This window comes from Pseudomonas mohnii (genome assembly GCF_900105115.1).
Lineage (GTDB): Bacteria > Pseudomonadota > Gammaproteobacteria > Pseudomonadales > Pseudomonadaceae > Aquipseudomonas > Aquipseudomonas mohnii.
Genome location: NZ_FNRV01000001.1, coordinates 3,131,429 through 3,157,779 on the forward strand (window position 1 = coordinate 3,131,429; position 26,351 = coordinate 3,157,779).

A 26,351-nucleotide genomic window follows, 5' to 3' on the forward strand; every position below is an offset into this window, starting at 1 on the left:
ATGGGCCTGCAAGTGGGTTTTGTCGCGCTGCTGTTACTGCTGATCGCGCTGGCAGGTTCGACCTTCCGCATCCTGCGTGAATACGAACGCGGGGTGGTGTTCCAGCTCGGACGCTTTTGGCAGGTCAAGGGCCCGGGCCTGATTCTGTTGATTCCGGTGGTTCAGCAAATGGTTCGCGTCGACTTGCGCACCGTGGTGCTCGACGTCCCGGCGCAAGACGTGATCACCCGCGATAACGTCTCGGTCAAGGTCAACGCCGTGCTGTACTTCCGCGTACTCGATCCACAGAAGGCGATTATCCAGGTCGAGGACTTCCTGATGGCCACCAGTCAGCTGGCGCAAACCACCTTGCGCGCGGTGCTGGGCAAACACGAACTCGATGAGCTGCTGGCTGAGCGCGAACGGCTGAACATCGATATCCAGCAAGTGCTCGACGCCCAGACCGATGCATGGGGCATCAAGGTGGCCAATGTCGAGATCAAGCACGTGGACCTCAACGAATCGATGATTCGCGCCATTGCCAAACAGGCTGAAGCGGAGCGTGAGCGGCGGGCCAAGGTGATCCACGCCGAAGGCGAACTGCAGGCCTCGGAAAAACTCATGCAGGCCGCCGAAATGCTCGGTCGCCAGCCCGGGGCCATGCAGTTGCGTTACATGCAGACGCTCAGCTCGATCGCCGGCGACAAGAGTTCGACCATCGTCTTCCCACTGCCGATCGAACTGCTCAAGGGCATGGCGGACTTGTCGTCGAAACCTTGAGCGCCGTCACTCAGCCCCCATGACGAACAAACGTGCCCGAGTGTTACCCGCAGCGGTTTCGGCGACTTTCTGCCAACCGCCGGGCAGCGGGGCAAATTCGTCGGGTTGATCCGCCGTGCTGATCAACCAAACGCGCCCCGTTGCCTTGGGCAATTGACTCAGATGGTCGAGGTAGATCCTTGGCGCATCACCATTGACCAGCGTGCCAAAGCCATAATCGTTCGGACGGCTGGATGCCCCGTTGGCCAAGGGCGGGGTGTACAGCAGCGGATCCGTGTCGGTGCGGTTGTAATAGACGTAACTCATGTACCAGAGCATGTCACTGATGACGATTCGGTCGCCCGCCACGTAGTGCTGATTGACGAAATCGACCATCACATTGATCTGGTCATTCACATCCACGGTGGCATTGTTTTTCAGCCCGACCAGCTCGGTGCCGACAAACAGCACCAACAACCCCAGCGCCAATACCCGAAAGCCGCTCAGCAAGCGGTCGATGGCCAGTGCCATGATCAGCGGCAGGCCCATCGCATAGGCATTCAGGTAGCGCTCGATAAACACGGGTGAAATAAACGAAACCCCGTAAACCAGCAACAACGGCAGCAGGGTGTAGAGTGCCAGCAATGCACTCCAGCGAAAGGGGCTGCGATCACGCAGAACCGTCAGCACGATCACGGCTAGCAATAGGATGGGCAGCGCAACGAACAAGAGCCGGGGCAACTTATCCCCATCGTCCTGGATCAGAAAGTCCCACACCATCGACGGCAGGGAACTGAGCGTGACCGGCAATTCCCAACCCACATCGCCATTGGCCTTGAGCTCACCCATGTGCCGGGTCAGATCGACCAGGCCAGGGATCCAGGGAGCAAACAGCACCACAATGGCCACGTTGCTCAGCCACCAGGCCGGGCGAGTGATGTGTTTCAAGGGTGGGTCCGGCTGCAGGCGCAACACCAGCAAGTACGCCCAATGGACGAGCACACAGAGCGCAGTGAAATAGTGGGTGTAGAACGCGGTGGCCATCAGTAGCGCGTAGATCACCAGTGCATGGGTGTGGCGAGGCTGTTTGACCCAATACACCAGTGCGATGGTAGCGCCGAGCAACCACAACCCCAGCCACGAATACATCCGCACTTCCTGGCTGTAGCGCACCGCCGTAGGCAACAGCGCCAGCATCAACCCGGCCAGTAATGCCGCCCGCGGATTGGCGATCAGCCGGACCAGCCACATACCCAGCATGACCGACGCGACACCCGGCAGCGCACTCAAACTGCGTATCGAAGAAATGCCATCGCCAAACAACCCGATCCAGCCGTGCAGCATCATGAAGTACATCGGTGGATGGACGTCATGGGCCGCATGAGCCCAGATACCATCCAGGGTGTACCGACTCATCAACAGGCTGGAACCTTCATCGCCCCAAATTGCGGCAGCGGTCAGGCCGTATAACCGGGTCATGACGGCCAGCACCAGAATAAGCAACCCGCCGCCATACCAAAGCATTCGCTGCCTTGAGTCGGACACAGCCAAGTTCGCGGGCACTGGCCGGGATCTGGCCAACCGCTCTTTTCTTTGCGCCTCCACTACCACTCTTTTCACCTGCACTACCGAAACGTTCCGCTCACTTTAGGCTAATGTCAGTCGCCACTGCCAGCGGATACACCGGCGCCACCTGCCCTCCCTTCCACGTACCGCTGTTCCACCATCTGCAGGGCGATCTGATTCTGACGAACGGCTTCGATCAGGCTGTCGATACCGGGTTTGCTCCAGCCAAGCAGGGAGTCAGCCGCAAAGACCTAACAGTTCTGATAGTTCTCAATTGTGAGCCGGGCGAGTAGAACTGATGGCCTGCATTCTCTTCGGCCCCGCGGAGTTCGCTGGATGACCAGAGCCAACGATGTGAAACAACGCGTGATACTGCTGGCGACCAACAGCAGCCAATCGATCATTGGCGAAAGCGTCGAAGGCAAGGTCAACACCATCGGTTATTCCGCCTATGGCGAGCAGTCAGCGCAGCAGGAAGTCGCATCGGCACTGGGGTTCAACGGTCAATTGCGCGAAGCCAAACTCGGCTGGTATTTGCTGGGCAACGGCTACCGCGCCTACAACACGCGATTGATGCGCTTTCATAGCCCGGACAGCTGGAGTCCGTTTGGTGGGGGTGGGTTGAATGCGTATATGTATTGCGTGGGGGATCCGGTGAATCGGGTGGATCCGACGGGGCATATTTGGGATGTCATCAAGCTTTTTGCTCGGGAGAACATTAGATACCGAACGCCCCAACAACTGGCCATTGCCAACGCCAAGGCAAGCGCAAGACAAAAAGCCATCTCGATTCTTAGCCGAAGCTCCCGTTCAGTGGAACCCTCGAATCCGAGTCGCCAGTCTGACGCTGTGTCTGTGATAGGCGGCTATATCATGGGAGCCCCTGGCGCTAGAAATCCCACTCCTTCGCCAGGCGTTGATCTCGCGCCACAACGCGTAAAAGGATGGGAGCGCCCAGTTCCCGCCCAAGGTACGTCTTGGAGAGTGAGTCCTACTGCGCAGCAATCTCATTCGCTGGGAGCGAGTCGCGGGGGCGGAAGCTTTTCGTCCACCTCACAACCTTCTCGCCATAGCATTGCGTCTTTTTATAAGCCTAGAACGATTTATTCAGGCCCCGGCCCAAAGGAGCCACGGATCGAACACCTGCAACTTTTGGGCACAGATGCTCCACCTCGCCCTAACTACTGGCAGAATCCTGCGCATCGAACAGACCCTCCGGCCACGCTGGAACAGCAACCCCGTACACGCAGAAATGCGATAGATCCACAAGACGCTCAGCAAATACGAGCGCGTATAGCAGCGATACGACGTGAGCAAGGTGTGTAATGACGTTACATCGCACACCACCGACACGAGAATGCAGTCACAAGCTCGAATGGCCTGCATTCTCTTCAACCCTGTGGAGCTCTCTGGATGACCAGAGCCAACGATGTGAAACAACGCGTGATACTGCTGGCGACCAACAGCAGCCAATCGATCATTGGCGAAAGCGTCGAAGGCACGATCAACAACATCGGTTATTCCGCCTATGGCGAGCAGTCAGCGCAGCAGGAAGTCGCATCGGCGCTGGGGTTCAACGGCCAATTGCGCGAAGCCCGGCTCGGCTGGTACTTGCTAGGCAACGGCTATCGCGCCTACAACACGCGATTGATGCGCTTTCATAGCCCGGACAGCTGGAGTCCGTTTGGTGGGGGTGGGTTGAATGCGTATATGTATTGCGTGGGGGATCCGGTGAATCGGGTGGATCCGACGGGGCATATTGGGGATGTCTTCAAGCTTTTTGTTCGGGAGAACATTAGATACCGAACGCCCCAACAACTGGCCATTGCCAACGCCAAGGCAAGCGCAAGACAAAAAGCCATCTCGATTCTTAGCCGAAGCTCCCGTTCAGTGGAACCCTCGAATCCGAGTCGCCAGTCTGACGCTGTGTCTGTGATAGGCGGCTATATCATGGGAGCCCCTGGCCCTAGAAATCCCACACCGTCGCCAGGCGGTGATCTTGCACCACAAGGCGTAAAAGGATGGGAGCGCCCAGTTCCCGGCCAAGGTACGTCTTGGAGAGTGAGCCCTTCTGCGCAGCAATCTCATTCGCCGAGAGCGCATCGCAGGAGCGGAAGCTTTTCTGAAAGACCGACTAGACCGGAGCCTCCCCCGACGTATCAGGAGGCAACATCCGGGATGAGGTTCTGGGACAATGATACTTTTGCGGCATCTCAGCAGCCTCGAACCTATGTGGTAAACAGAATGGCTGTAGGCCGTATGGACAATTTGGCAGCGGCTGCCCCCTACCAAATACCTGCTAGGGCGCACCCACCGACACCTTTAGTGAGGGAAATTGATCCGCTTTTGCAGCAGTTTGCAGAGCTAAATGCTATGCAACGGGAAATGATTCAACATCGAGCCGCCAACATCAGATGTCGGATACTTTAATACTGCTGCGGTGCTGCAGATACCCATCTATGCAGCGCTTCGACTGTACGTGCGAAAGTGGATATGGTCTCACCGCACCATCCCCCACCGCCTCACCGTCACCCTTTCCAGCGAATCAAACACCAGGTTCTCCATCAGCAGTCCAATCAGAATCACCACCGCCAAGCCGGCAAACACCATGTCGGTGTACAGCTCATTGCGATTCTGAAAGATGTACCAGTCCAACCCGCCCTTGCCGCTGGTGGCACCAAACACCAGTTCGGCGGCGATCAGCGTACGCCAGGCAAACGCCCAGCCGATTTTCAGCCCGGCGAGGATCGACGGCAGTGCGGCCAGAATCAGGATGAACAGCACGAAGCGCATGCCCTTGAGGCCATAGTTGCGCCCGGCCATGCGCAGGGTTTCCGACACACCGAGAAACCCGGCGTAGGTTTTCAGCGCCAAGGCCCAGAGCACCGAATGCACCAAATTCGTCGGGTTGATCCGCCGTGCTGATCAACCATACACGACCGGTTCCCCTGGGCAATTGACTGAGGTGGTCGAGGTCGATCCTTGGCGCATCACCATTGACCAGCGTGCCAAAGCCATGCGCTGCCGAAACGTTCCCCTCACTTTAGGCCAATGTCAGCCGCCACGGCCAGCGGATACACCGACTCCCACCCCCCGCCCAGCGCTTTGTACAACCCGACCATTGCCAGCGACACACCGGTCGAACTTTCCACCCACTGCTCCTGAGTGGCCAGCAAGGCGCCCTGTACAGTGAGCACGTTGACGAAGTCCACGACCCCTTGCACGTACTGCTGTTGCGCCGTGCGCAGGGCGATCCGGTTCTGACGCACGGCTTCGGCCAGGCTGTCGCGGCGCAGTTGACTGGCGTTATAGGCGCTCAGTTGATCGTCGATTTCATGCCAGGCGCGCAATACCGTTTGCTGATAGGCGATGGCGGCCTCCTGTTGCTGGGCTTCGCGCAGATCCAGCACGCCGCGCAAGCGTCCACCGTCGAACAGCGGCAGGCTCAATTGCGGGCCGATTCCGAACGCGCGCGAGCCCCATGAACCGAAATCGCTCAACTGCAGGGCTTGCGAGCCGACGTTGCCCGACAGGGTGATGCGCGGATAAAAATCGCCCTTGGCCACCCCAATGCTCGCGGTAGCGGCATGCAAACGCGCTTCGGCCTGGCGAATGTCCGGACGCCGTTCGGCCAGTTGCGACGGCAAGCCGATGGCGATCTGAGGTGGGGTCTGCGGCACCGGCGCATCTGTGGATAACTCGGCGATGAGTGCCTGCGGCGGCTCGCCCATCAACAGGCTCAGCGCGTTGATCAGTTGCGTCTGACGTTGCGCCAGGGCGGGCAGTCGCGATTCGATGGCCGCGACTTGGGCGGCGGCTTCGGCGACATCCAGATCCGTCGCGACACCGTCGGCCAGCCGTAGCTGCGACAGTTTCAAACTGTTGCGTGCGACTTCAAGGTTCTGCTCGGTGACCGCGCGGGTGTTTTGCACGCCACGCAGCTGAATGTAGTCCTGGGCGGTTTCAGCGAGTACCGACAACAACACCGCGCGACGGTCGTTTTCGGCGACTTCCAGGGTCGCGTCGGCGGCTTCGGTTTCGCGGCGCACTCGCCCCCACAAGTCCAACTCCCAAGCAGCGGAAAAACCCGCATTCCACAGGTTGAACGCCGAATGGCCGTTGTGCCCCGACGGATCGCTCAGGCCATTGCCACTGTTGCGCTCACGGGAATAGCTGGCCGTGGCGGCGGTGGTGGGATAGCGGTCGGCGGTGATCACCTGACGCACGGCACGACTTTGCTGCAAGCGGCTGCTGGCGAGTTTCAGATCGAGGTTGTCGGTCAGGGCACGCTGGGTCAGGGCCGAAAGCTCCGGATCGTTGAAGACTTCCCACCAGCGCTCGCCCAGGGTTTCGGTAATGGCTTGGCTGGGGGCGGCCTTCGATGGTTTTGACCATTCGGTGATGGGCAGGGCCTGGGGCCTTTGGAAGTCCGGGCCGACGGTGCAGGCACTCAACGAAGTAAGACTTAACCCAATGGCCAGCGACTGCATGCAAAACCTGAGGCGAGGTCGCTTGCGTGCACTCGCCGATTTTGGGGACGCTTCACGGCCCCGCGGGAGCAAGCGCCCCTGCCACAAGGATGAATAGTTGCTGAAGTTCATCGTTGCGCAACCCCATGGTCACCGACGCCAGCCGTATCGATCCTCGCTTCCACCGACATCCCCACGCGCAATCGTTCGGCCAGTGGCTGACCCGGTTCCAGCACGATCTTCACCGGAATCCGCTGCACGACCTTGGTGAAGTTGCCGGTCGCGTTATCCGGTTTCACCGAGGCAAAGGTCACGCCGGTGGCCGGTGCGATGCTCTCGACACGCCCGTTCAGCGTCGCACCGTCAAAGGTATCGACACGTACCTGCACGTCCTGCCCCGGATGCACATGGGTCAATTGGGTTTCCTGAAAGTTCGCCATCACGTAGGCCTGCGCCAGCGGCACCACCGCGAGCAGTTTGCTGCCTGGCGTGACATAGGCACCGACCCGCACCGCCCGCTCACCGACCATGCCGTCCTGCGGCGCGACGATGCGTGTGTAAGACAGCTCATAACTGGCGATTTCCAACTTCGCCTGCGCCCGTTTCAGGCCACCCTCGGCGGCGTCGCGCTGCGCCGTGAGGATGTCCACTTGCTTGCGTTCCGCCGCCAGCACTGCCGTGACGTTGGCCAATCGTGCGCTGGCCTGATCGATGCGGGTGCGCGCTTGTTGAGCGTTCTGCACCGTGCCGGCGCCGACGCCGGCGAGGTGGTCGTAGCGGTTCAGTTCATGTTCGGCGAAGGCCATTTCCGCCTTGGCCGACACGACTGTCGCCTGTGCCTGAGCAATCATCGAAGCCTGGCGTTCAAGGGTCGCCCGGGCATTCTGCAATTGCGCCTGGGCCACGAGGGTTTCGGCGGACGCCGCTTCGGCGGCGGCCCGCAGATCGCGGTCATCGATCAGCGCCAGCAACTGGCCGGCCTTGACCTGCTGGTTGTCTTCGACCAGCACCTCCTTGATGAACCCGGCCACCCGCGGCACCACCAGGGTGTAGTCCGCCGAGACAAACGCATCATTGGTGCTTTGTTGTGTGCGCTGGCCGAATGCCCCCGGCGCCAGCAGATACACCAGCACGCCCACCGCGATCACAACGGCAACGCCCATGGCCACTTTTTGCTTTGATTGATTCGTCATAAAAACCTTCTGTTTCAGTGAGGCGTTCAAGTCACCGCCCGTGGCGGAAAGACCCGAGTCGGTAACAAGAAAATCAGCAGGATCAGCGCCACGGCGATACCGGCCATGCACAGGTACAGATCCGCGGCGGTCAACACCACGGCCTGCTCGTGCAACCGGTGCGCAAGGCCTGCGCTGTCAGCGTCGACCAGGGGTGAATTGCCCAGGTGATCCACCAGCATCGTCGAGTGAAAGTGCAGACGCGCGGTGGTCAAGGTTTCCAACACGCCGGTGGCAATCACCGCCGACAGCCCTTTCACGGTGTTGAACCAGGACGACGCGAACGGTCCGTCCATCGGATTGATACTGCCGGTCGCCAGCATCAGCAGCGGCAGCACCGCCATCGGCTGACCGAAGATTTGCAGCCATTACAGCGCATAGAAATCGTCGCGAATCCACGCCGACGTCAGCTGTGAGCCCCCGAGGCAGGACAGCATCAGCATGCTCAGGCCGATCCCCAACACCCAGCGACAATCGACCCAGCGCAGGTTGCACAATGCCGCCACCAACGGCAGCGCGATCAACTGCGGCAGTGCCGCAACCAAGGTGACCGGCGCCGTCTGCACCGGGCGATAACCCTGGACTTGAGCCAGGTAGCTGGAAGGAATAATGATCACCGCCAGCAGCACGACCAGCACCCCCGCCAGGGTCATCAGGGCGAATGAGAGGTTGCGGATGCCGAGCATCTGCATCTTGAAAAACGGAATCGGCTGCGACCATTCGTTGATCAGAAACGCCACCAACAGCAGCGCCCCACCCATGAGCAGTCCGCTGATCAGGTTCGACTCGAACCAGTCCAGGCGATTGCCCTGCAGGATACCGACCACCAGCATGCAGATCGCCGCAAACCCCAGCAGCAAACCACGCCAGTTGAACTGTTTGAAACGCTCCAGCCGCAGCGGGTCCTGGGGAATGCCATAGGCCACGGCTGCCATGGCAATCAGGCAGGGCACGACGACCTGCCAGAAGGTCCATTGCCAGCCGACATACTCGGTCCAGAGCCCGGCCAGCGGTGTACCCAGCCCCGGGCCGAAGGTCGCCGTCAGTGCATAACCGGCCAGACCATACAGCTTGACGTTGGGGGGCAAAAATCGCAGCGCGACGGTCATCAACATCGGTGGCAATGCACCACCAGCCAGGCCTTGCAAGGTGCGCAGGATCAGCAGGCTTTCGTAGTTCGGCGCCAGTGGGCAGAGCACGCCCAGCAGAGTAAACGCGCCAATGGCGCAGAGGGTGAAGCGACGCAGCGAGTACGTGACCGCGCACCACGGCGCGAAGGCCGCCGCGGCCACCGAGGTCGCGGCATAACTGGCGACCAGCCAGGTGCCCTCGTCGTAGCCTATGGCCAAGGCACCGCGAATATCCGCCAGGGCCACCTTGGTCACCATCTCGTTCAGGCCCGACACCAGCACCGCCAGCAACACGCCCACCAGGCCGATGATGATTCGCAGGCCGAAAACTGGCGGCGTGGCAATTGCGGGTTGGGTCGCAGCGAGAGGTGCCGTGGCCGTGAGGGATGTCATTACTGCGAGCTCCGGAATTAACCTGCGGAGCATTCTATGAAGCGCATGACCTGACGAAAATTGACTTATTGGCAGCTTATAAGTGCGTTTTATGCAGCAATGCGTCTGGGCGGAGCGGGCTCGTCTCAGGCCTGGTTTGCGGCCTGCCACGTTTCTTCGCAGCAGGTTTTCAGGGTTTCACGCAGCCAGCGGTGAGCCGGGTCCTTGTCGAATCGCGGATGCCAGGCCTGGGTCAGCATCAAGGTCGGTAGCGGGATCGGCAAGGTGAACGAGCGCAGCTTCAAGCCCAGGCGCTGCACGCTTAACAAGGCTTCCTTGGGCACGGGCAAAATGAGATCCGAATCCGGCAGCGCAAACATCGCCGCATGAAAACTCGGCGCAATCACGGCCACCCGCCGTTCCAGCCCCAGGGCATTGAGCGCCGCGTCGATAGGCCCGCGGGCGATCCCCCGACGGGACATGCTGATGTGAGAGAACCCGGCGTAACGCTCGGGGGTGATTTCCGCGTCGAACAACGGATGATCCTCACGCACCAACCCGACAAAGTGAGTGGAGAACAGGTTCTGCACCTTCACTTCCGGGGTTAGCGGCCGGGTATTGCTGACGTTCAGATCGATGCGTCCTTCACGCAGCGCTTCATCGTCGCCATCGCCCTCGGGGACGAAACGCAATTCGCAGTGGGGTGCCTGACGATCCAGCGTGTCGAATAACCGGCCACCGTAAACGCCCACGAAGAAGTCGTTGGCGCGAATGTTGAAACGCCGCCGCAAAGAGCCCAGGTCCACCCCATCGGCCGAGCGAAACAGCAACGCCGCCTGGTCCACCACGTCACGCACCTGCCCGCGCAATTCCAGCGCCTTGGGTGTCGGCACCAGACCACGACCGGCGCGCACCAGGATCGGGTCGCCCATGGCTTCACGCACGCGGGTCAATGTGCGGCTCATGGCCGCGGGACTGAGGTTCATCCGCCGCGCCGCGCCGACCACACTGCCCTCGTCGAGCAGGGCGTCAAGGGCGACCAGCAGGTTCATGTCGGGTAGTTGCATGGCAAGCACTCATGTCTGGTCAGAACTGACTCAAACACAATGCTAGCAGTTCTCTACCAGACGGCGCCGTTCATCACGCCTCACAATACGAACGATCTTCCAGCCACAGCCCCAATCCACGAGCCGAGAGTGGCCTGGAAATCAGATAACCCTGGGCGACCTCATAACCTTGTTCCTTCAGAATGCGCTGCTGGCCCAAGGTTTCGATACCTTCGGCGACCACGCTCAGCTTGAGGCTCTCGCCAATGCGAATCACCGCTTCGCTCAGCGCCTGGCTGGTGGTGTCATTCTCCAGATCGTGCACGAAGCTACGGTCGAGCTTGAGCTCCTGGAGCGGTATGCGACGCAGGTAACTGAGGCTCGAATAACCTGTACCGAAATCATCCATGGCCAAGCGTATTCCCAGGGCATGGACCTCGTTGATCGTGGTCAAGGTGTCTGGATTGCTGTCCATCAAGACGTTTTCGGTTATTTCCAGCGTCAGGTCGTTAACCGTCAACCGCTGTTCGGAAAGGATTCGGGTCAGAATGTCGGGCAATTGGCGATTATGAAAATTGGTCGGCGACAGATTGACCGAAATGGCTGGCACGCACAGCCCTTCGCGCCGCCAGGCAGCCAATTGACCGCAAGCTTCACGCAGTGCCCACTGCCCGAACTCAACAATCAGCCCACACTCTTCGGCCAACGGTATAAAGCACCCGGGTGAGATGTCGCCTAGCTGCGGATGTTTCCAACGCGCCAGCGCTTCTACCCCATAAAGTTCGTTGTCTTGCAGATTGATCTGGGGTTGGTAGACCAGATGCAACAGTTGCTGATCAATGGCTTCGCGCAACGCCGTTTCAAGCCTCAATCGCCCGCGCGCCAACTGGTCCAGGCCTTGACTGAAGAAGCTGACACAACCCCGCCCACTTGTCTTTGCCTGATACATGGCCATGTCGGCGCGATGCAGCAGGGTTTCCATGGAGCGGCCATCGTCGGGAAAAAGGCTGACACCGATACTGGCCGACGGTTTGAGCGTCACGCCCGAAATCTGGCAGGGTGCGCTCAGTTCTTCTCTCAAGTACTCGATCACCACCTGTGCCTGACTCAATGCGCACTGGGGCAACACGACGACAAACTCATCCCCCGACAACCTGCTGACGATGTCGACTTTGCGACGATACTTGGTCAGGCGCCGGGCGATCACTCGAAGAAACTCGTCACCCGCAGGATGCCCCAATGAATCATTGACCTGCTTGAAGCGATCCAGATCGATAAAGAGGACCGTGAGCGACGTGCCGTTGCGGGAGGCATCGGCAATGGCTTGATTGGCACGGACATGAAGCTGATTGCGATTTGGCAAACCGGTCAAGTCGTCATAAAACGCCAGCTGTTGGATGTGAGCGCGGGACTGCTCGCGCTCAAGCGCCAGTGCACACAGGTAAATACTGGCATTGACCAAATGCTCATGCAGCAGTGACGGCTCGCGGGGCGAGCGATAGTAGAACGCAAAGGTACCCAAAACCCTGCCTGAACTGGACTTTATAGGCGTCGACCAGCAAGCCCTGAGCCCGAGAGGCAATGCGAGGTCGCGAAAACCGACCCAGAACGGATGAGAGGCAATATCGCGGACCATCACCGCTTGGCCGCTGAACGCTGCCGCGCCGCAAGAACCTACCCCAGACCCGATAGCCACTGCATCCAGCGCCGCACTGTAGCTTTCTGGCAGATCAGGAGACGCCAGGGTGCGCAGCAATCCGTCGTCATCCACGCTCAAGATCGAGGCAACCACCTCGGGCGCGATCCTTTGGACCTCTTTACAAACAAGGGCCATCAAGGACTCTATGGACTCCTCCCGCACCATGGCTTCGAGCATTTTATTGCGCAAAATCTCCGGCATCCGAGAGTGGGTCACGTCAATCATTACGCTGACGGTATTGATCAAATGACCCTGCGCATCACAGACCGGGTAAATCGTGACATTGCACCACACCCGGCGGCCTTCAAGGGGGTAGGCGACCGCCTGCGAATGATAAATCTCCCCCGACATCACCTGCTCTTGCATGGCGACTTTGACTTGCTGATCGAAGTCCGGCGCAATCACGCTGTCGAGTGGTTGTCCGTAGACCTCATCGGTGGCGTGCCCGAACATGCGGGAAAACCCACCGTTGGTATACACAATGCGCCATTGGGCATCGGTGATGATGATGGCATTTTCCGAAGTGTCGACGACGAGCGACAACAGTTGCAGGCGTTCGTGTTCCTTATGATGTCGGGTAATGTCCCTGATGATCGCGGCATAAAACTGTTGCCCTGAAGCGCTGACTCTGGAGATGGACATGGCCCCCCAGCGGTAGTCGCCGTCCTGGCGCTCGATCAGCACGTCACGGCTGGTGCCGACAATTTTGTTGATACCGCTGCGACGATTGGCTTCGATGTAACTATCGTGACTAGCCTGGATCAGTTGTGGCACCAAGAAGTTGACGTTCTTGCCCATGACTTGATCGCGGGTATAGCCCCATAGGCTTTCAGCGGCATCGTTGAACACAATGACCCGATTCTGGCTGTCGATAACCACAACGCTATCGATACTTTGCTCAAGTGCCTGGGTAAAGACCTGCGAAAATTCCTGAACATCCGACATATGGCAGTGATCCGCTAACTACGATTTAACATTCCAGGCTAAATTCGCTGTACTAACAATGCTCGACGCGGCCTGCTTTTCCATTCCCCCAGGCATCAGGTCTTGAAGTGGCGGACCATCGCACTCAGCTCGGAGGCCAGACGGGACAATTCGCCACTGGCTGAACTCGTCTGATGCGCACCGTCGGCCGCACGTGTAGACAACTCACGAATATTCAACAGATTGCGATCCACTTCATGGGCGACTTTGGCCTGCTCTTCAGTCGCGCTGGCAATGACCAGATTACGCTCGGTGATTTGGTGGACAGCAACAAAAATCTCTTCCAGCGCCTTGCCCGCCGCTTCCGTCGCCTGCAACGTGCTGGTGGCTCTCAACGTGCTGGTGCCCATGGCATCAACCGCCTGGTGCGTGCCGGTCTGGATTCCGGCAATCATCTGTTCGATTTCCCGGGTCGACTCCTGGGTGCGATAAGCCAGCGTTCGAACCTCGTCTGCCACCACGGCAAATCCACGCCCCGCTTCACCGGCCCGCGCAGCTTCAATGGCCGCGTTGAGCGCCAGCAGATTGGTCTGGTCGGAAATACTGCGAATGACCTCCAGCACCTTGCCGATGTCACGAGTCTGAGTGGCCAGATCCTGGACCAGCGCGGAACTGGTGCTGATCTCCCGACTCATGGCGTCCACCTCCTCGACGGTCGCCTGCACTTGGCGCCGACTCTGGCCCGCCAACTCGTTGGTGGCGTTGGAAGCCTCTGACGTGGACACCGCGTTTCTCGCAACCTCTTCCACCGCGGCAGTCATTTCAGTCACGGCGGTGGCCGCTTGCTCAAGCTCATTGTGTTGTTGTTGCAGGCCGTGATTACTTTCCACCGTCACCTGTCTCAACTGCTCGGCGGAGCTGGCCAATTGATGGGCGTATTGACTGATCTGCTCAATGGTCTGGCGCTGGCTGACCTGCATTTTCTGCAAGCCCGAGAACAACTGACCGATTTCGTTGCTCGATTGCACAGTGATCGAACGACGCAGATCCCCGGAGGCGATTTCATCGAAATGCTCCCCGGCTTCGCGCAGTGGACGCAACAAGCGGCTGGCGATAAACCACCAGCAACCGGCCACCAGCAAGGCGGCAATCATCAACAGAATCAACGCTTGAACCTGGGCCAGGTTGTAGCGTGAATGTGCCTGGACCATGATCGAAGCGATCTGAGTGTCGAGCTGTTGTTCGAAGCCTTGCAGAGCCTGGTCAAACCGGTCGTTGGCCGCTCTCGCCTTGAGATTGACTTCAACGTAGCGAGCTTCTGTTCCTTCATTCAGCGCCTGCGTCTGCTCCTCCAGCGTGCTGCGATAGGCTGCGAAAGCCTGCTGCAACTCATCGCTCTGAAGGGTCGAACCGCTGCTTTTTTCTTGCGCCGCAAACGCTTCGAAGAAATCAATGGCCTCCTTGAACAGGATCGTAGACCGTTGCAGGCTGGTTTGGGCTTTGACCGTGTCGCCCATGCGCGCTTCAAGGAAAGCGCCCGCCATCCCGACCCGTGCACGCAACAGGCGCAGATAAGCCAGGTGAACCCGGCTGTTCTGGGTCACCCCCACCTCATTCAAAGTCTGGATCTGTTCATCACTACTCGATGCACTGCGCCAGCTCGTCAACGACGAAATCAGCAGTGCACAGACGAAAAGCGCAAGCACCCAGAACATTCCTGTTCGGATCTTCAAATGAGTCAGCATCTTGGACAGTTCCCAGTTGCATCAGCAGTAACCGGCCAAAGCCGACGATTAGATTACTCCCATGCTATCGGCCGATTTTGACCTGAATCAAACAAACAATGACGTAATCCATCAATACCTTAGTCTTATAACATCATTCGCTTGAACGTAGTAACGCCGGAAAATGTCGCATAACGACGAGGGTGTTGACGCAAGAGGTTAAGAACATGAAGGAACGTAAAGTCGCAGGCCAAGTGGGTGCCGCTATCGCCGCGCGCCGCAAGGCGAAGGGTCTGACTCAAGCCCAAATCGCCGAAGCCATAGGCGTGGAAAAGGAGACCGTCAGCCGGATGGAAAATGGCGTGATCTCACTGACCCTGCAACGACTGCAGCAAATGTCCGAGGTGCTTGATTGCTCGCTCAGCGATCTGGTGCGCACAAATGCCACGGACGCCCATAGCCACTCCCAGAACATCAATGAGCTGATTGCAAGCTTGCCGGTCGGTGAGCGAGTGATGGTTGTCAATTTCGTGGCTGAAATCGTCAAAGTTTTGAAAGCCAGAGGGTCCGTTCAACAGCTGTGATTGCCCCCCGACTGATGACAAAACCTCGCCCGAGGTTGTGACTTCACCGCTGCACCCCCCACCGCTTCTCTGTCACACGCTCAAGCGAATCAAACACCAGGCTCTCCACCCGTGACCCGATCAGAATCACCACCGCCTATGGCAATTGGCTCATGGATGTCGCTTGCCGCCAGCCACCCATTTTCACCAACCGTTTAAAGGCGCCAATAAAATGACTTAGCATCACCTCCCATCTGAAACTCAAGCAGTCTGTTACGAAATATTGACACCGTCAGTTTGATATCACATTATTCGCCCGCTTCAAAACGGCTATATGTGCATGGCACGGTGGTAGATTTCTCTGGCTTAGTTGATTGATGAGCGTTTTTTCATGATCTTATTAAGACGAGCATCGCCACCAACAGCGATGCCTGGATACTCTTTGTCTCTTCGTTAGCAGCCGTCAAATTTTCCCGATACTTAACCACTCGAGTTGAGTGTTTTTCGTGCATTTCGGATGATTGGAGTAGAAGGCTGTGGGTCATGTCACGTTAGCCATCCGGCATCTACAGGATGAGGAGATGTTGCTTCGCAAGGGCGGGTTATATTGGATCGCCCTGGACCGTACGAGCGATGCGGAAATTCTTGCTCAACAGTTTCTATCAGCCTTATCCGAAGAACATATCGCCACGCTGATATGCAGCGGCACCGACCCCCAGACAATCGTCAAGACCTTGGCTGCAGACAGCGGCCCATCTGCGCTGCGCATGTTTTCCATGCCTCACGATGCCTCTGCTCGCAAAGCCTTCACGACCCTGACCTCGGACTTGAAACGAATCAAGATCGCACGCGGCAGTTATCTGCTGTTGATGGTCAATTCGGACTATCTGGATAATCTCGGCACTCAACAGTTACAGCATTGGTGTGAAAATACCCGACAATGGTTGTTAAGTATTAACTGCACACTTTTAGTTCTTTGCAGCGGTCAAGCGCCCTTATTGCATGAATGCTTGTCTCGTCTTAACGAACAACTTTCCGGTTTGGCGCAACTGTATCGCCAAGATGGTGCAATTCACTACCAACTGAACTTTTGGCACAGTGACTTAGGTGTTTGCGCCGCGCAAACATTTGACCTGGAAGTGACCGACAGCGGTTTTTCCTTGAGCGATTCGCAGCTATCCAGCCCCTCGAAAATCCGTACCGACGACCAGCGTATCTACCTGACCCAGCGATCCGCCCTTGAGGGATCGGCCCCGTTGTCTGAGCAATGGCGCCTTTTTGAACATCGCGCCGATCTCCTGCAGCAGGCTGCCCGCGCGCGCGCCGCCTGCGTGATCGTGACGCTGGAAAGCAACCAGGATGTGGAACCGCTGGCTCGGCAATTACACGGATTACGCGAGCAATGTGGTGCCGCGCTGAAGATCATCGTGCGGGAAATGGAGTCTTGCCTGCGCTACCGCGACGAGCGTCTATTGCTGACTTGCGGGGCTAACCTGATCGTGCCCGCCAAAACCACACTGGCGAACTTCCTTAGTATGGTGGAAAGCGCCCAGGGACAGATCTGGCGTTATCGTCAGACCGCCGATATCCAGTCACTGTTTGCACGACTGCGTCCTCCGGCGCGACGCGGATTGTTGCCACCACGTGAATTTATCGACCTGCTGGATGAGGTCTACGGTGGCACTTCGGGCGAGCTTGCTCATCAATTGCTGCGGTTGCGCCCCAGAGGCGACCTGAACATCGACCAATACTTGAGTCAGATCACCTTGCGCCGCTTCGGCGATGTCGCCTGCTCACTCGACGGAATGTTTTATCTGTTTCTGTTCGCTTGCCGTGGCGACGGACTGGAGCCGGCACTGGGCAATATCTGCCGCCTGCCATGGAGGGACATTTTCAGCGAGTGCAAGGTACTGTCCGGCGTGGACGCGTTGCCGCGTCAGGATTTTGTCGATGCTCCCAAGATGCCTGAAGCATCACGCCTGGCCACCGGACAGGTCACCACTGATTTGACTCACGCCATCACCCAGAGCGGTTACGCGCCGCAACGCATTACGCTGCCGTTGTCGGAGCCGTGCCCATGAATTACGCCCAACTGCTCCAGGTTATCGCGGCAAGCTGCCTGATGACCGTCGCGTTTATGCTGGCGCTACGCAGTCTTTTGCAACGCTTCAATCGCTTGCTTCAGCAGTATTTGTCACCGCGTTATCTGCAGCCGCGCGGGGTGCGTCGGCGCAAGTCCGTGTCGCCCGTTGAGCGTGACGCACATGAATAGTCCCGAGCGATTCGAAGTGGACAAGACAGCCGTACAAAGCGACTGGACCTGGCCGGGCCTGGGGCTGTGGAACCTGTATTTTCTGATTAAGCTGGCGATGTTCTGGGGCGGCTACCTGAACCTGCAGATCCTGCCGAACCTGGTCTTCGCCGCTGTATTGCTGGTGCCGCTGCGCAATCGATACCTGGCGCTGCTGCGCACGTTGATTGCCATACCCCCCGCTGTAGCGTTGTTCTATCAGGACACCTGGCTGCCACCCTTCAGCAGGTTACTGGACCAGCCAGGCGTGCTGAATTTCAGCGGCGATTATCTGCTCGACCTGGCCGGCCGTTTCATTGACCCGAACCTGTGCGGCGCATTGCTGCTGTTGGTGGTGGCATATTTCTTCGTGCGTCAGTGGCTGCGCCTGACCACCTTGACCCTGGCCGGTTTCGCCTGGCTGGGCGGAGCAGGGTTGATGGCAATGCATGCGCCGGTACAGCAGAGCACTACGCAAGCGCCGAGTACCGGTGGCGCACCGATTGTCAGCGCCGAGCCGGACAACGCGACACTCGACACTTATTTGCAAAATTTCTACAACACCGAGGCCGGCCGGCAGGTTGTATTCCAGCCGTCACAGTCGGCTGCTCAGCCATTCGATCTGCTGCTCATCAATATATGTTCAATGGCCTGGGATGATCTGGACGCTGTAGGTTTGCGTAACAACAGCTTGCTGCAGCAGATGGACATTGTGTTCGAGAACTTCAACTCGGCCACTTCCTACAGCGGGCCGGCCGCCATTCGGCTGCTGCGCGCCAGTTGCGGCCAGCAGCCGCACAGCAAGCTTTATGACGTGGCACCCGAGCAATGCCTGTTGATGGATGACCTGCGCAAGCTGGGCTTCAACAGCGAAGTCATGCTCAACCACACCGGCCAGTTCGAAGGTTTTATCGACGAAGTGCGTGCCCAAGGCTCATTGCCAGCGCCGGAAGTCAGTGTCTCCAGTCTGCAACGTGCCCTGGTGGGTTTCGATGGTTCGTCAATCTGGCGTGATCGTGACGTACTGAACAAATGGTGGCAGCACCGAGAGGGGCAGAGTGATTCCAGGGTGGCGCTCTTCTATAACACCACGACGCTGCATGACGGCAACCGCAGCCTGACCCTCGATGGCGGCACGAAAAGCGCCGAGTACAAGCCCCGCGCCCAAGCATTGATCGATGACCTGAGCACTTTCCTTAAAGACCTGGAGAAAAGCGGACGCCGGGTGGCGGTGGTGATCGTGCCTGAGCATGGTGCGGCCTTGCACGGTGACCGCATGCAGATATCCGGAATGCGGGAAATCCCGAGCTCGTCGATTACCCACGTGCCGGTCGGCATCAAGTTAGTCGGCATGGGCAAGAACACGCGATCGGAGCCGATTCTCGTCACCGCACCGAGCAGTTATCTGGCGCTGTCGGAAATTATCTCGCGCCTGTACGCCGCGCCTCCCCAAGGCGATGGCCTGGGCCCGGACTGGCAGGCATTGCTGGCCGATCTGCCGCAAACCCCGGTGGTCTCGGAAAACGCTGGTACCGTTGTCCTCGACTACGCGGGCAAGCCTTACGTTCGGATCAAGGAGAATGGAGCTTGGCTTCCTTACCCGCAAAATCTCAAGTAAAGAACCAAACGCTCTCGCGCTACGAGCGAGCCGATGATATTGCCCGGCTTAAAGCCGAGCTGCACTTGCCGAGCCTGGAATACGTCGATGTCTCGGCATTGCTGGAATTAAGCCGCGCGCTCAAGCGCTGGCCGTTGCTGGCTGATTTCGCGATCACTGGCAATCAGCCGCCATCACCGGTTGCCCAGCCCGTACAACCGGGCAAGGTCGGAGCGCTTAAGTGACAGCACTGAGTATCTGCGGGGTACGTGGAGGCGTCGGTACCACTTCGTTGGTAGCCGCACTCGGTTATGCCCTGGAAAGCCTCGGTGAGCGGGTACTGATGATCGACATGTGCCCGGAAAACCTGCTGCGACTGCATTTCAATCTGCTGGATAGCGGAGAGTCGGGTTGGGCGCGGGCGATGCTCGATGGTCAGCAATGGCACAAGCAGGCCTGGAGCCTGACGCCGACCCTGCAGCTTTTGCCTTATGGTCGCCTGAGTGCCGATGAGTCCATGAGCATTGAGCAGCAACTGATCCATGACCCGCAGATCTGGTCCCGGCGCCAGGCGAGTCTGGCGGCCCACTTTGACTGGCTGCTATTCGACATACCGCAACGCTTGCCAGGGCACGGCACCATCGGCCCCTGCCTGCTCCCGATCCAGATAGCCGAGGCCGATGCCGCCTGCCATGTGCTGCTGTTGCAGCAGGCGGGCAGCAATCCCGTACTGGTGAACCGCTTTGATCCGGGCAGCCAGCTGCAACGCGATCTGTTACTCATCTGGCGTAAATTCTATGCAGCTCGTCTCTTGCCCCTGACCGTGCATGCAGATGAAGCCATGCGTGAAGCGCTCGCGTTCAAGCAGCCAGTGGGGCGATACGCACCGGAAAGCCTTGCTGCGCTAGATGCGCTGAGCCTGGCGACCTGGTGTCTGGCAAGACGCCGAGAGATGACATGATCACGCATTGGTTTCCTTACCTGTACCTGCGCCGGCGCTACGACTGCCACCCGTTGACGGCTTTGCTGCTGGCGTCGTGCACCGCGTTGGCCTGGCTGTTCCTGCGCCTGGAGTCGCCGGACTGGCAGCGTCTGATCGAGCAGCGCCAGCGCTGGTATCCGCACCTGGCCAGCAAAGTCCCAAGTGTCGGTGACCCTTTGCGCATTGCCCTGCAAAGCCTGTGGTTACTGGTGTTCCGTCCCTGGCCGCAAGCCCGGCGGCGTGCTGCACCGCAATGGATGCATCGCGTTGGCGATTCCAACCACCGCCTCTGGAGTCGTATCGGTGTTTTTCTCAGTGGCCTGCCGGAGCACGCCAGGGAGAGCAAAGCCGTACAGGATGGCGCCCAGTGGTGGCGCAACCTTCGTCCTCGCCAGCAACATTGGCTGAATTACAGCTGCGCCGCGGTCGCGTTGATCCTCTTGGTGGTGTGCATCACCGAGCCCTTCAACTACTTATCGCAATCGGTTTTCGTGATTTTGCTGTGGGTGGTCGCCATGGTGATCCGTCGCGTGCCGGGCCGGTTTCCGACGCTGCTGCTGATCATGCTGTCGCTCATCGTCTCTTGTCGTTACCTGTGGTGGCGCTACACCGCGACCCTGAACTGGGACAGTCCGCTGGATCTGGCCTGCGGCGTGTTGTTGCTGATTGCCGAAACGTACTCCTGGCTGGTACTGGTGTTCGGTTACATACAGACCTGCTGGCCGTTAAACCGCCCACCGGCACAACTGCCTCGTGATACAGAGCTATGGCCTACGGTCGATCTGTTGATCGCGACGTACAACGAAGACCTGTCCATCGTACGCGGCACCGTGTATGCCGCCCTCGGTATCGACTGGCCCCGCGAAAAGCTGCGTATTTCGATACTCGACGATGGCAACCGCGAAGAATTCCGCTTGTTCGCTGAACAGGCCGGGGTGAATTACATCACTCGTAGCGACAACAGGCATGCCAAAGCGGGCAACCTCAATCAAGCCTTGAAGCAGCTCGATGGAGAGCTGGTGGCCATTTTCGACTGCGATCACGTGCCAGTGCGTTCATTCCTGCAACTTACGGTGGGCTGGTTCCTGCGCGACCCCAAGCTGGCGTTGGTGCAGACGCCGCATCACTTCCTGTCGCCAGACCCTTTCGAGCGCAACCTCGATACCTTTCGGCACCAGCCCAATGAAGGCGAGCTGTTTTACGGCCTGGTACAGGACGGCAACGACATGTGGAACGCCGCATTTTTCTGTGGCTCCTGTGCCGTGCTCCGACGTTCGGCGCTCGATGACATCGGTGGCTTTGCCGTGGAAACCGTTACCGAAGATGCCCATACCGCACTGCGCCTGCACCGAAAGGGCTGGAACTCGGCTTATGTGCGCATTCCCCAGGCGGCGGGGCTGGCCACTGAAAGTCTGTCCGCACATATCGGTCAGCGGATTCGCTGGGCTCGGGGCATGGCGCAGATTTTCCGCACGGACAACCCGTTGCTGGGCAAAGGCCTGACGTTCTTTCAACGCATTTGCTACGCCAACGCCATGCTGCACTTCCTCGCGGGCCTGCCGCGCCTGGTGTTCCTGACCGCGCCTTTGGCGTTCCTGCTGTTGCACGCCTACATCATCTATGCGCCGGCCTTGATGATCATTCTGTATGTGATCCCGCACATGGTTCATGCGAGCCTGACCAACTCACGCATGCAGGGAGAATACCGTTTGACGTTCTGGGGAGAGGTCTATGAAACCGTGCTCGCCTGGTACATCGCTCGGCCGACCACCGTTGCGCTGTTTAACCCCAAGAAAGGCAAGTTCAACGTGACCGCCAAAGGCGGCTTGATGGCTGAGGACCAGTTCGATTGGGGGATCGCCAAGCCGTATCTGGTGTTGGCGCTGCTGAATATCGTTGGCCTGGGTTTTGCGGTATGGCGTCTGATTTACGGGCCGGCCACTGAAATCGGGACCACGCTGGTCAGCAGTCTGTGGGTCATTTACAACTTGCTGATCGTGGGCGCTGCGGTGGCCGTTGCCGCAGAGGTTCACCAGGTGCGCAAGTCCCATCGTGTGCAGGCCAAATTGCCGGCGGCGGTGCGTCTGCAAAACGGGCGATTCTATCCCTGCATGCTGGTGGATTACTCCGAAAGTGGTACCGGCGTCGAGCTGGACGTTGAGCTTTCCCTGCCAATCGGTGAGCGGGTTTTCCTGATGATGCAGCGCGGCGAACGCGAGTTTCTGTTCTCCGGCATCATCAGCCGCAGTCACAAGAACTTCATTGCCATCGCCCTGAACGAGCTGTCGTCGCAACAGAAAATCGATTACGTGCAATGCACGTTTTCCCGTGCCGATGCCTGGTTGAACTGGAACGAAAACTTCGAACCAGACCGGCCGCTGCATAGTTTCATCGACGTCCTGCGTCTGGGTGCCAGTGGCTACTACCGCCTGTATCAATATTTGCCTGCCTGGACACGGTCCCTGGCCCGCCCGGTCATGCGTCTGCTCGCTTGGCTGATCAGCTATGTACCGCGCTTCGCCAAAGCCGCCCCCTTTTCTTCTACATCTCGATCGGTATGCGCCCCATGAGTCGCTATTTCAATTTCACGCTGGTAAGCCTGCTGTCGCTGGCAATGAGTTGTGCCCAGGCGCAGCCCATCAAGGAGCAAACCGCCAAGGTGCAGCCACCGGTTACGACGCCAGCGTCAGATTCGGCTGCTGTGAGCAACGTGCCTGGCTGGGACGTTTCGCGTAGTTTCGAAGAGCTGGGGCGATTGACGGACAGTCTGTTGCTGGGCACGCATAACACCGATCAGTTTGAATTCACCATGCGTCGCGACCGCATCGCCAGCGATGCGAAGCTGCAGCTTGAATACACACCCTCACCGGGACTGCTGCCAACGCTGTCGCATCTGCGGGTCTACCTCAATGACGAGTTGATGAGCGTCATCACCATCGACAAGGAGCAATTGGGGAAAAAGACCGTCCGCCAAGTCGATCTCGATCCGCGCCTGATCAGCGACTTCAACCGGGTGAGGCTGGAGTTTGTCGGCCATTACACCGACATTTGCGAAGAGCCTTCCAATAGCGCGCTGTGGGTCAACATCAGCCGGGCCAGCCTGGTTTCCCTGAAAGAGCAGGCGTTGATCGTCCAGAACGATCTGGCTTATTTTCCGATGCCATTTTTCGATGCTCGCGACTATGACAAGCCTGTCCTGAATATGGTATTCGCGGCTTCGCCGACGCTTGGCGAGCAACGTGCGGCAGGCATTCTTGCCTCGTACTTCGGCAGCCAGGCCGCGTGGCGCGGCACGAAACTCCCGGTGTTGTTCGATCAACTGCCCGCAGCGACACCCGCCAAGCCGATAACCGCGTCCATCGTATTTGCCACCAACACTCACCGTCCCGCATTCCTGAGTGACCTGAAGCAGTTCCCGCCGGTCGAGGCGCCGGTGGTGCAGATGATCGACAACCCGAACGACCGCTACGGCAAAGTGTTGCTGGTGCTGGGCCGTGACGAGGCCGACCTGGCCGTGGCCGCGCAAGCGCTGGTGCTGGGTGGCGATCTGTTTCGGGGTGATCGGGTTGTTATCGACAAGGTGCAGCAGATCCAGCCACGCCAACCCTATGACGCTCCGAACTGGATGCGTACCGACCGGGCCGTTCGTTTTGCCGAGCTGATCAAGTACCCCGAACAATTGCGGGCCAGCGGCCTGCAGCCATTGCCTATCAGCCTGGACATTAACCTGCCGCCGGATCTGTTTGTGTGGCGCAACCAGGGCATTCCGCTGCAAACGAAATACCGCTATACGCCACCAGCGTCCAATGACGGTTCGCGTCTGAACATCAGCCTCAATAATCAGTTCATCACCAGCCTGCCGTTAGTGGCCAGCAGTAAGGACCGGCTCGAAGAGTTGCGCCTTGCCGTGTTATCCAGCGAGTCAGCGAACATCAATGAAAAACTGTCGGTCCCGGCACTGAAAATCGGCGACCGCAACAACCTGCGGTTCAATTTCAGCTTCGCCACGACGACCAGCAGTTCCCAGCGTGATCGTTGCCAGACCTCGTTACCGGTGGACACTCAAGCGGTCATCGACGATCAGTCGACGATCGATTTGTCGGGTTATCACCATTACATCGCCATGCCTGATCTGGCAGCGTTTGCCCGCAGTGGCTTCCCCTTCAGCCGCATGGCGGATCTTTCCGAAACCGTGGTGATGGTGCCGCCGCAGTCCAGCGCTGTGCAGTTGAGCACGTACCTGGAAGCAATCGCCGGAATTTCGGCACGCTCGGGCCTGCCCGCGATCAATCTGACGTTGAGCGATAACTGGGAAGAGGCGTCGAAGCGCGATGCAGACGTGCTGATCCTCGGTTCTCTCCCTCCTGACCTTCGCGATAACCAGGACATGAATGTTTTGCTGGACCGCTCCCGGGACTGGCTGCTGAAAGCAAACCACCAGGGACCGGGTTCGTCGCAAACCACTAACGCAGGCAGTCCTGTTGCCAGTCGCGTCGAGGTCTCAGCCAAAGGCCCGATTGCTGCAATCGTCGGCATGCAGTCACCGTCCCACGAACAACGCAGCATTGTGGCCCTGTTGGCCAATGAAGATGCGGGCTTCCAGTTATTGCGCGAGACGCTCAATGACAGCGGCAAGATGGACGCGGTCGCGGGCTCGGTGGTGTTGATCCGTAGCAGTGGCGTTCAGGGCCAGATGGTCGGCGACCACTATTACGTCGGCAGTCTGCCCTGGTGGCTGATGCTCTGGTTCAAGTTGTCCGAGCACCCGATCCTGATCGCATTTCTCGCGGTGTCTGGCGTACTGCTCAGCGCATTCATGACCTGGCGTATCCTGAAATGGGCCGCTCGTCGTCGTCTGGCTTATGAAGAGTAAGTCGGTGAGAAATGCCCGGTCGCGACTTCTTGCGGCGGTTCTCCCCATCCTGGCATGGCCCGCGCAGGGTGCGAGCCAATGTGTTTGGCCGGCCTGGGAAAACTTCAAGCAGCACATGATCAGCGCTGATGGGCGGGTTATAGACACGTCCTCTGCGCAGCAAATCACCACGTCTGAAGGGCAGAGCTACGGGCTGTTTTTTGCGTTGGTGGCCAACGATGGGGAAAGCTTTGACCGGCTGTTGACCTGGACCCGCAACAACCTGGCGGACGGCGATCTCAGCCGTCATCTTCCTGCCTGGGAATGGGGACTCAACAAGGACGGTCGATGGGGCGTGCTCGACAACAACAACGCCAGCGACGCTGATCTGTGGATTGCCTACAGCTTGCTGGAAGCCGGTCGCCTGTGGCGCAGGCCTGATTATCTGACGTTGGGTAATCACATGCTGTGGCGAAGCGCCGCACAAACCCTGCGCAAGCTGCCGGGGCTTGGCCTTATGTTGCTGCCAGGGGACGTCGGTTTCGAATCCAGCAAGGGCTGGCGCCTGAACCCCAGCTATCTGCCGCCACAATTGTTGTCCCGATTCGCGCTCATTGCACCGGTTTGGGCCGAAGTGGCGCAAAACTCCCGGCGCCTGTTGATCGAAGGCGCCCCCAAGGGCTTCGCACCGGACTGGTTGGTGTGGCAGGCCGGAAAAGTTGTTTCAGTCGATGGGAAAGGCGCACAGGGTAGCTACGACGCGATTCGTGTCTATCTGTGGCTCGGCATGTTAGCGGCCGATGCCCCCGGGCGCACCGACTTGCTCGATCACTTCAAACCCATGCTTGAGGCCACTGCCCGCCTGGGGTATGTGCCAGAACACGTCGACTCCGGCTCCGGCAAGAACAAGGGCTCCGGGCCGGTCGGGTTTTCGGCGGCACTTTTACCGTTGTTGGCCACCGATGCATCGTCGGCGGCAGCACTGTCTGCCCAGCGTGAACGCCTGCGCCAATCGCCGCCATTGGCCGATGCCTATTACAACCAGTCGCTGCTGATGTTTGGCCAGGGCTGGGACGAACAGCGCTATCGGTTCGACAAGGATGGGCGACTTCAACCGAACTGGACGAGTACATGCACGCAGTGAACAGCGCCCCCCGAACCAGCGCA

18 protein-coding genes and 3 pseudogenes are annotated in these 26,351 nt (G+C 58.8%); 12 read left to right on the plus strand and 9 right to left on the minus strand.

The annotated features are described in order from the left end of the window. Positions 1-759, plus strand: coding sequence for a slipin family protein (locus BLV61_RS14475; RefSeq protein ID WP_047536013.1), 759 nt, complete (start codon positions 1-3; stop codon positions 757-759). A 6-nt stretch (positions 760-765) separates the two neighbouring features. On the opposite strand, the gene BLV61_RS14480 is transcribed toward BLV61_RS14475, so the two are convergent. Further along, positions 766-2,262, minus strand: coding sequence for a glycosyltransferase family 39 protein (locus tag BLV61_RS14480; RefSeq protein WP_090465985.1), 1,497 nt, complete (start codon positions 2,260-2,262; stop codon positions 766-768). 378 nt (positions 2,263-2,640) lie between these two features. Between BLV61_RS14480 and BLV61_RS31435 the strand changes: the two genes are divergently transcribed. After that, entirely contained in the window at positions 2,641-3,630 is a 990-nt protein-coding gene (locus BLV61_RS31435; RefSeq protein WP_090465988.1) for an RHS repeat-associated core domain-containing protein, read from the plus strand. A gap of 87 nt (positions 3,631-3,717) precedes the next feature. Further along, positions 3,718-4,734, plus strand: coding sequence for an RHS repeat-associated core domain-containing protein (locus BLV61_RS14490; protein WP_090465991.1), 1,017 nt, complete (start codon positions 3,718-3,720; stop codon positions 4,732-4,734). A gap of 69 nt (positions 4,735-4,803) precedes the next feature. Here BLV61_RS14490 and BLV61_RS14495 read toward each other — a convergent pair. The 7 genes and pseudogenes from BLV61_RS14495 to BLV61_RS14525 form a co-directional block, all read right to left on the minus strand. Next, a pseudogene (locus BLV61_RS14495) lies at positions 4,804-5,202 on the minus strand (ABC transporter permease); the annotation flags it as partial. A 140-nt stretch (positions 5,203-5,342) separates the two neighbouring features. Then, positions 5,343-6,905: an efflux transporter outer membrane subunit gene (locus tag BLV61_RS14500; protein ID WP_090465994.1), complete on the minus strand. Its 1,563-nt coding sequence runs from the start codon at positions 6,903-6,905 to the stop codon at positions 5,343-5,345. After that, positions 6,902-7,966 (minus strand): HlyD family secretion protein, encoded by a 1,065-nt coding sequence (locus tag BLV61_RS14505; RefSeq protein ID WP_047536006.1) that lies wholly within the window; start codon positions 7,964-7,966, stop codon positions 6,902-6,904. The genes BLV61_RS14500 and BLV61_RS14505 overlap by 4 nt, the downstream gene beginning before the upstream one ends. 26 nt (positions 7,967-7,992) lie before the next feature. Further along, a pseudogene (locus BLV61_RS14510) lies at positions 7,993-9,528 on the minus strand (MFS transporter). A 125-nt stretch (positions 9,529-9,653) separates the two neighbouring features. After that, complete coding sequence (locus tag BLV61_RS14515) at positions 9,654-10,574, minus strand: LysR family transcriptional regulator (RefSeq protein WP_090465997.1); 921 nt, start codon at positions 10,572-10,574, stop codon at positions 9,654-9,656. Between the two features lie 73 nt (positions 10,575-10,647). After that, positions 10,648-13,197 carry an EAL domain-containing protein gene (locus tag BLV61_RS14520; protein ID WP_047535998.1) on the minus strand — a complete coding sequence of 850 codons (2,550 nt, stop codon included), beginning with the start codon at positions 13,195-13,197 and terminating at the stop codon, positions 10,648-10,650. A gap of 95 nt (positions 13,198-13,292) precedes the next feature. Then, on the minus strand, positions 13,293-14,921 hold the full coding sequence (locus BLV61_RS14525; RefSeq protein WP_090466000.1) for a methyl-accepting chemotaxis protein: 1,629 nt from the start codon (positions 14,919-14,921) through the stop codon (positions 13,293-13,295). A 206-nt stretch (positions 14,922-15,127) separates the two neighbouring features. On the opposite strand from BLV61_RS14525, the gene BLV61_RS14530 reads away from it, so the two are divergent. Beyond that, entirely contained in the window at positions 15,128-15,484 is a 357-nt protein-coding gene (locus BLV61_RS14530) for a helix-turn-helix domain-containing protein (RefSeq protein ID WP_047535994.1), read from the plus strand. A gap of 43 nt (positions 15,485-15,527) precedes the next feature. On the opposite strand, the pseudogene BLV61_RS30925 reads toward BLV61_RS14530, so the two are convergent. Beyond that, positions 15,528-15,620, minus strand: a pseudogene (locus tag BLV61_RS30925) (ABC transporter permease); the annotation flags it as partial. Between the two features lie 424 nt (positions 15,621-16,044). Between BLV61_RS30925 and bcsE the strand changes: the two are divergent. Genes bcsE through bcsZ form a run of 8 tightly spaced genes read left to right on the plus strand, consistent with a single transcriptional unit; the run spans position 16,045 to position 26,328 of the window. Continuing rightward, complete coding sequence (gene bcsE / locus BLV61_RS14535; protein ID WP_244159888.1) at positions 16,045-17,544, plus strand: cellulose biosynthesis protein BcsE; 1,500 nt, start codon at positions 16,045-16,047, stop codon at positions 17,542-17,544. Next, positions 17,541-17,735: a cellulose biosynthesis protein BcsF gene (gene bcsF, locus BLV61_RS14540; protein WP_047535991.1), complete on the plus strand. Its 195-nt coding sequence runs from the start codon at positions 17,541-17,543 to the stop codon at positions 17,733-17,735. Before bcsE ends, bcsF begins: the two co-directional genes overlap by 4 nt. After that, positions 17,728-19,371 (plus strand): cellulose biosynthesis protein BcsG, encoded by a 1,644-nt coding sequence (gene bcsG / locus BLV61_RS14545; protein WP_047535989.1) that lies wholly within the window; start codon positions 17,728-17,730, stop codon positions 19,369-19,371. The genes bcsF and bcsG overlap by 8 nt, the downstream gene beginning before the upstream one ends. Continuing rightward, entirely contained in the window at positions 19,341-19,595 is a 255-nt protein-coding gene (gene bcsR / locus BLV61_RS14550; protein ID WP_090466007.1) for a cellulose biosynthesis protein BcsR, read from the plus strand. The genes bcsG and bcsR overlap by 31 nt, the downstream gene beginning before the upstream one ends. After that, positions 19,592-20,311, plus strand: coding sequence for a cellulose biosynthesis protein BcsQ (gene bcsQ / locus BLV61_RS14555; RefSeq protein WP_047535984.1), 720 nt, complete (start codon positions 19,592-19,594; stop codon positions 20,309-20,311). The genes bcsR and bcsQ overlap by 4 nt, the downstream gene beginning before the upstream one ends. Beyond that, on the plus strand, positions 20,308-22,902 hold the full coding sequence (bcsA, locus tag BLV61_RS14560) for a UDP-forming cellulose synthase catalytic subunit (RefSeq protein ID WP_090466010.1): 2,595 nt from the start codon (positions 20,308-20,310) through the stop codon (positions 22,900-22,902). Before bcsQ ends, bcsA begins: the two co-directional genes overlap by 4 nt. Then, positions 22,899-25,205, plus strand: a complete 2,307-nt coding sequence (gene bcsB / locus BLV61_RS14565) for a cellulose biosynthesis cyclic di-GMP-binding regulatory protein BcsB (protein ID WP_090466014.1) — start codon at positions 22,899-22,901, stop codon at positions 25,203-25,205. Before bcsA ends, bcsB begins: the two co-directional genes overlap by 4 nt. Beyond that, positions 25,195-26,328, plus strand: a complete 1,134-nt coding sequence (gene bcsZ / locus BLV61_RS14570) for a cellulose synthase complex periplasmic endoglucanase BcsZ (RefSeq protein ID WP_090466017.1) — start codon at positions 25,195-25,197, stop codon at positions 26,326-26,328. Before bcsB ends, bcsZ begins: the two co-directional genes overlap by 11 nt. Positions 26,329-26,351: the final 23 nt, after the last annotated feature.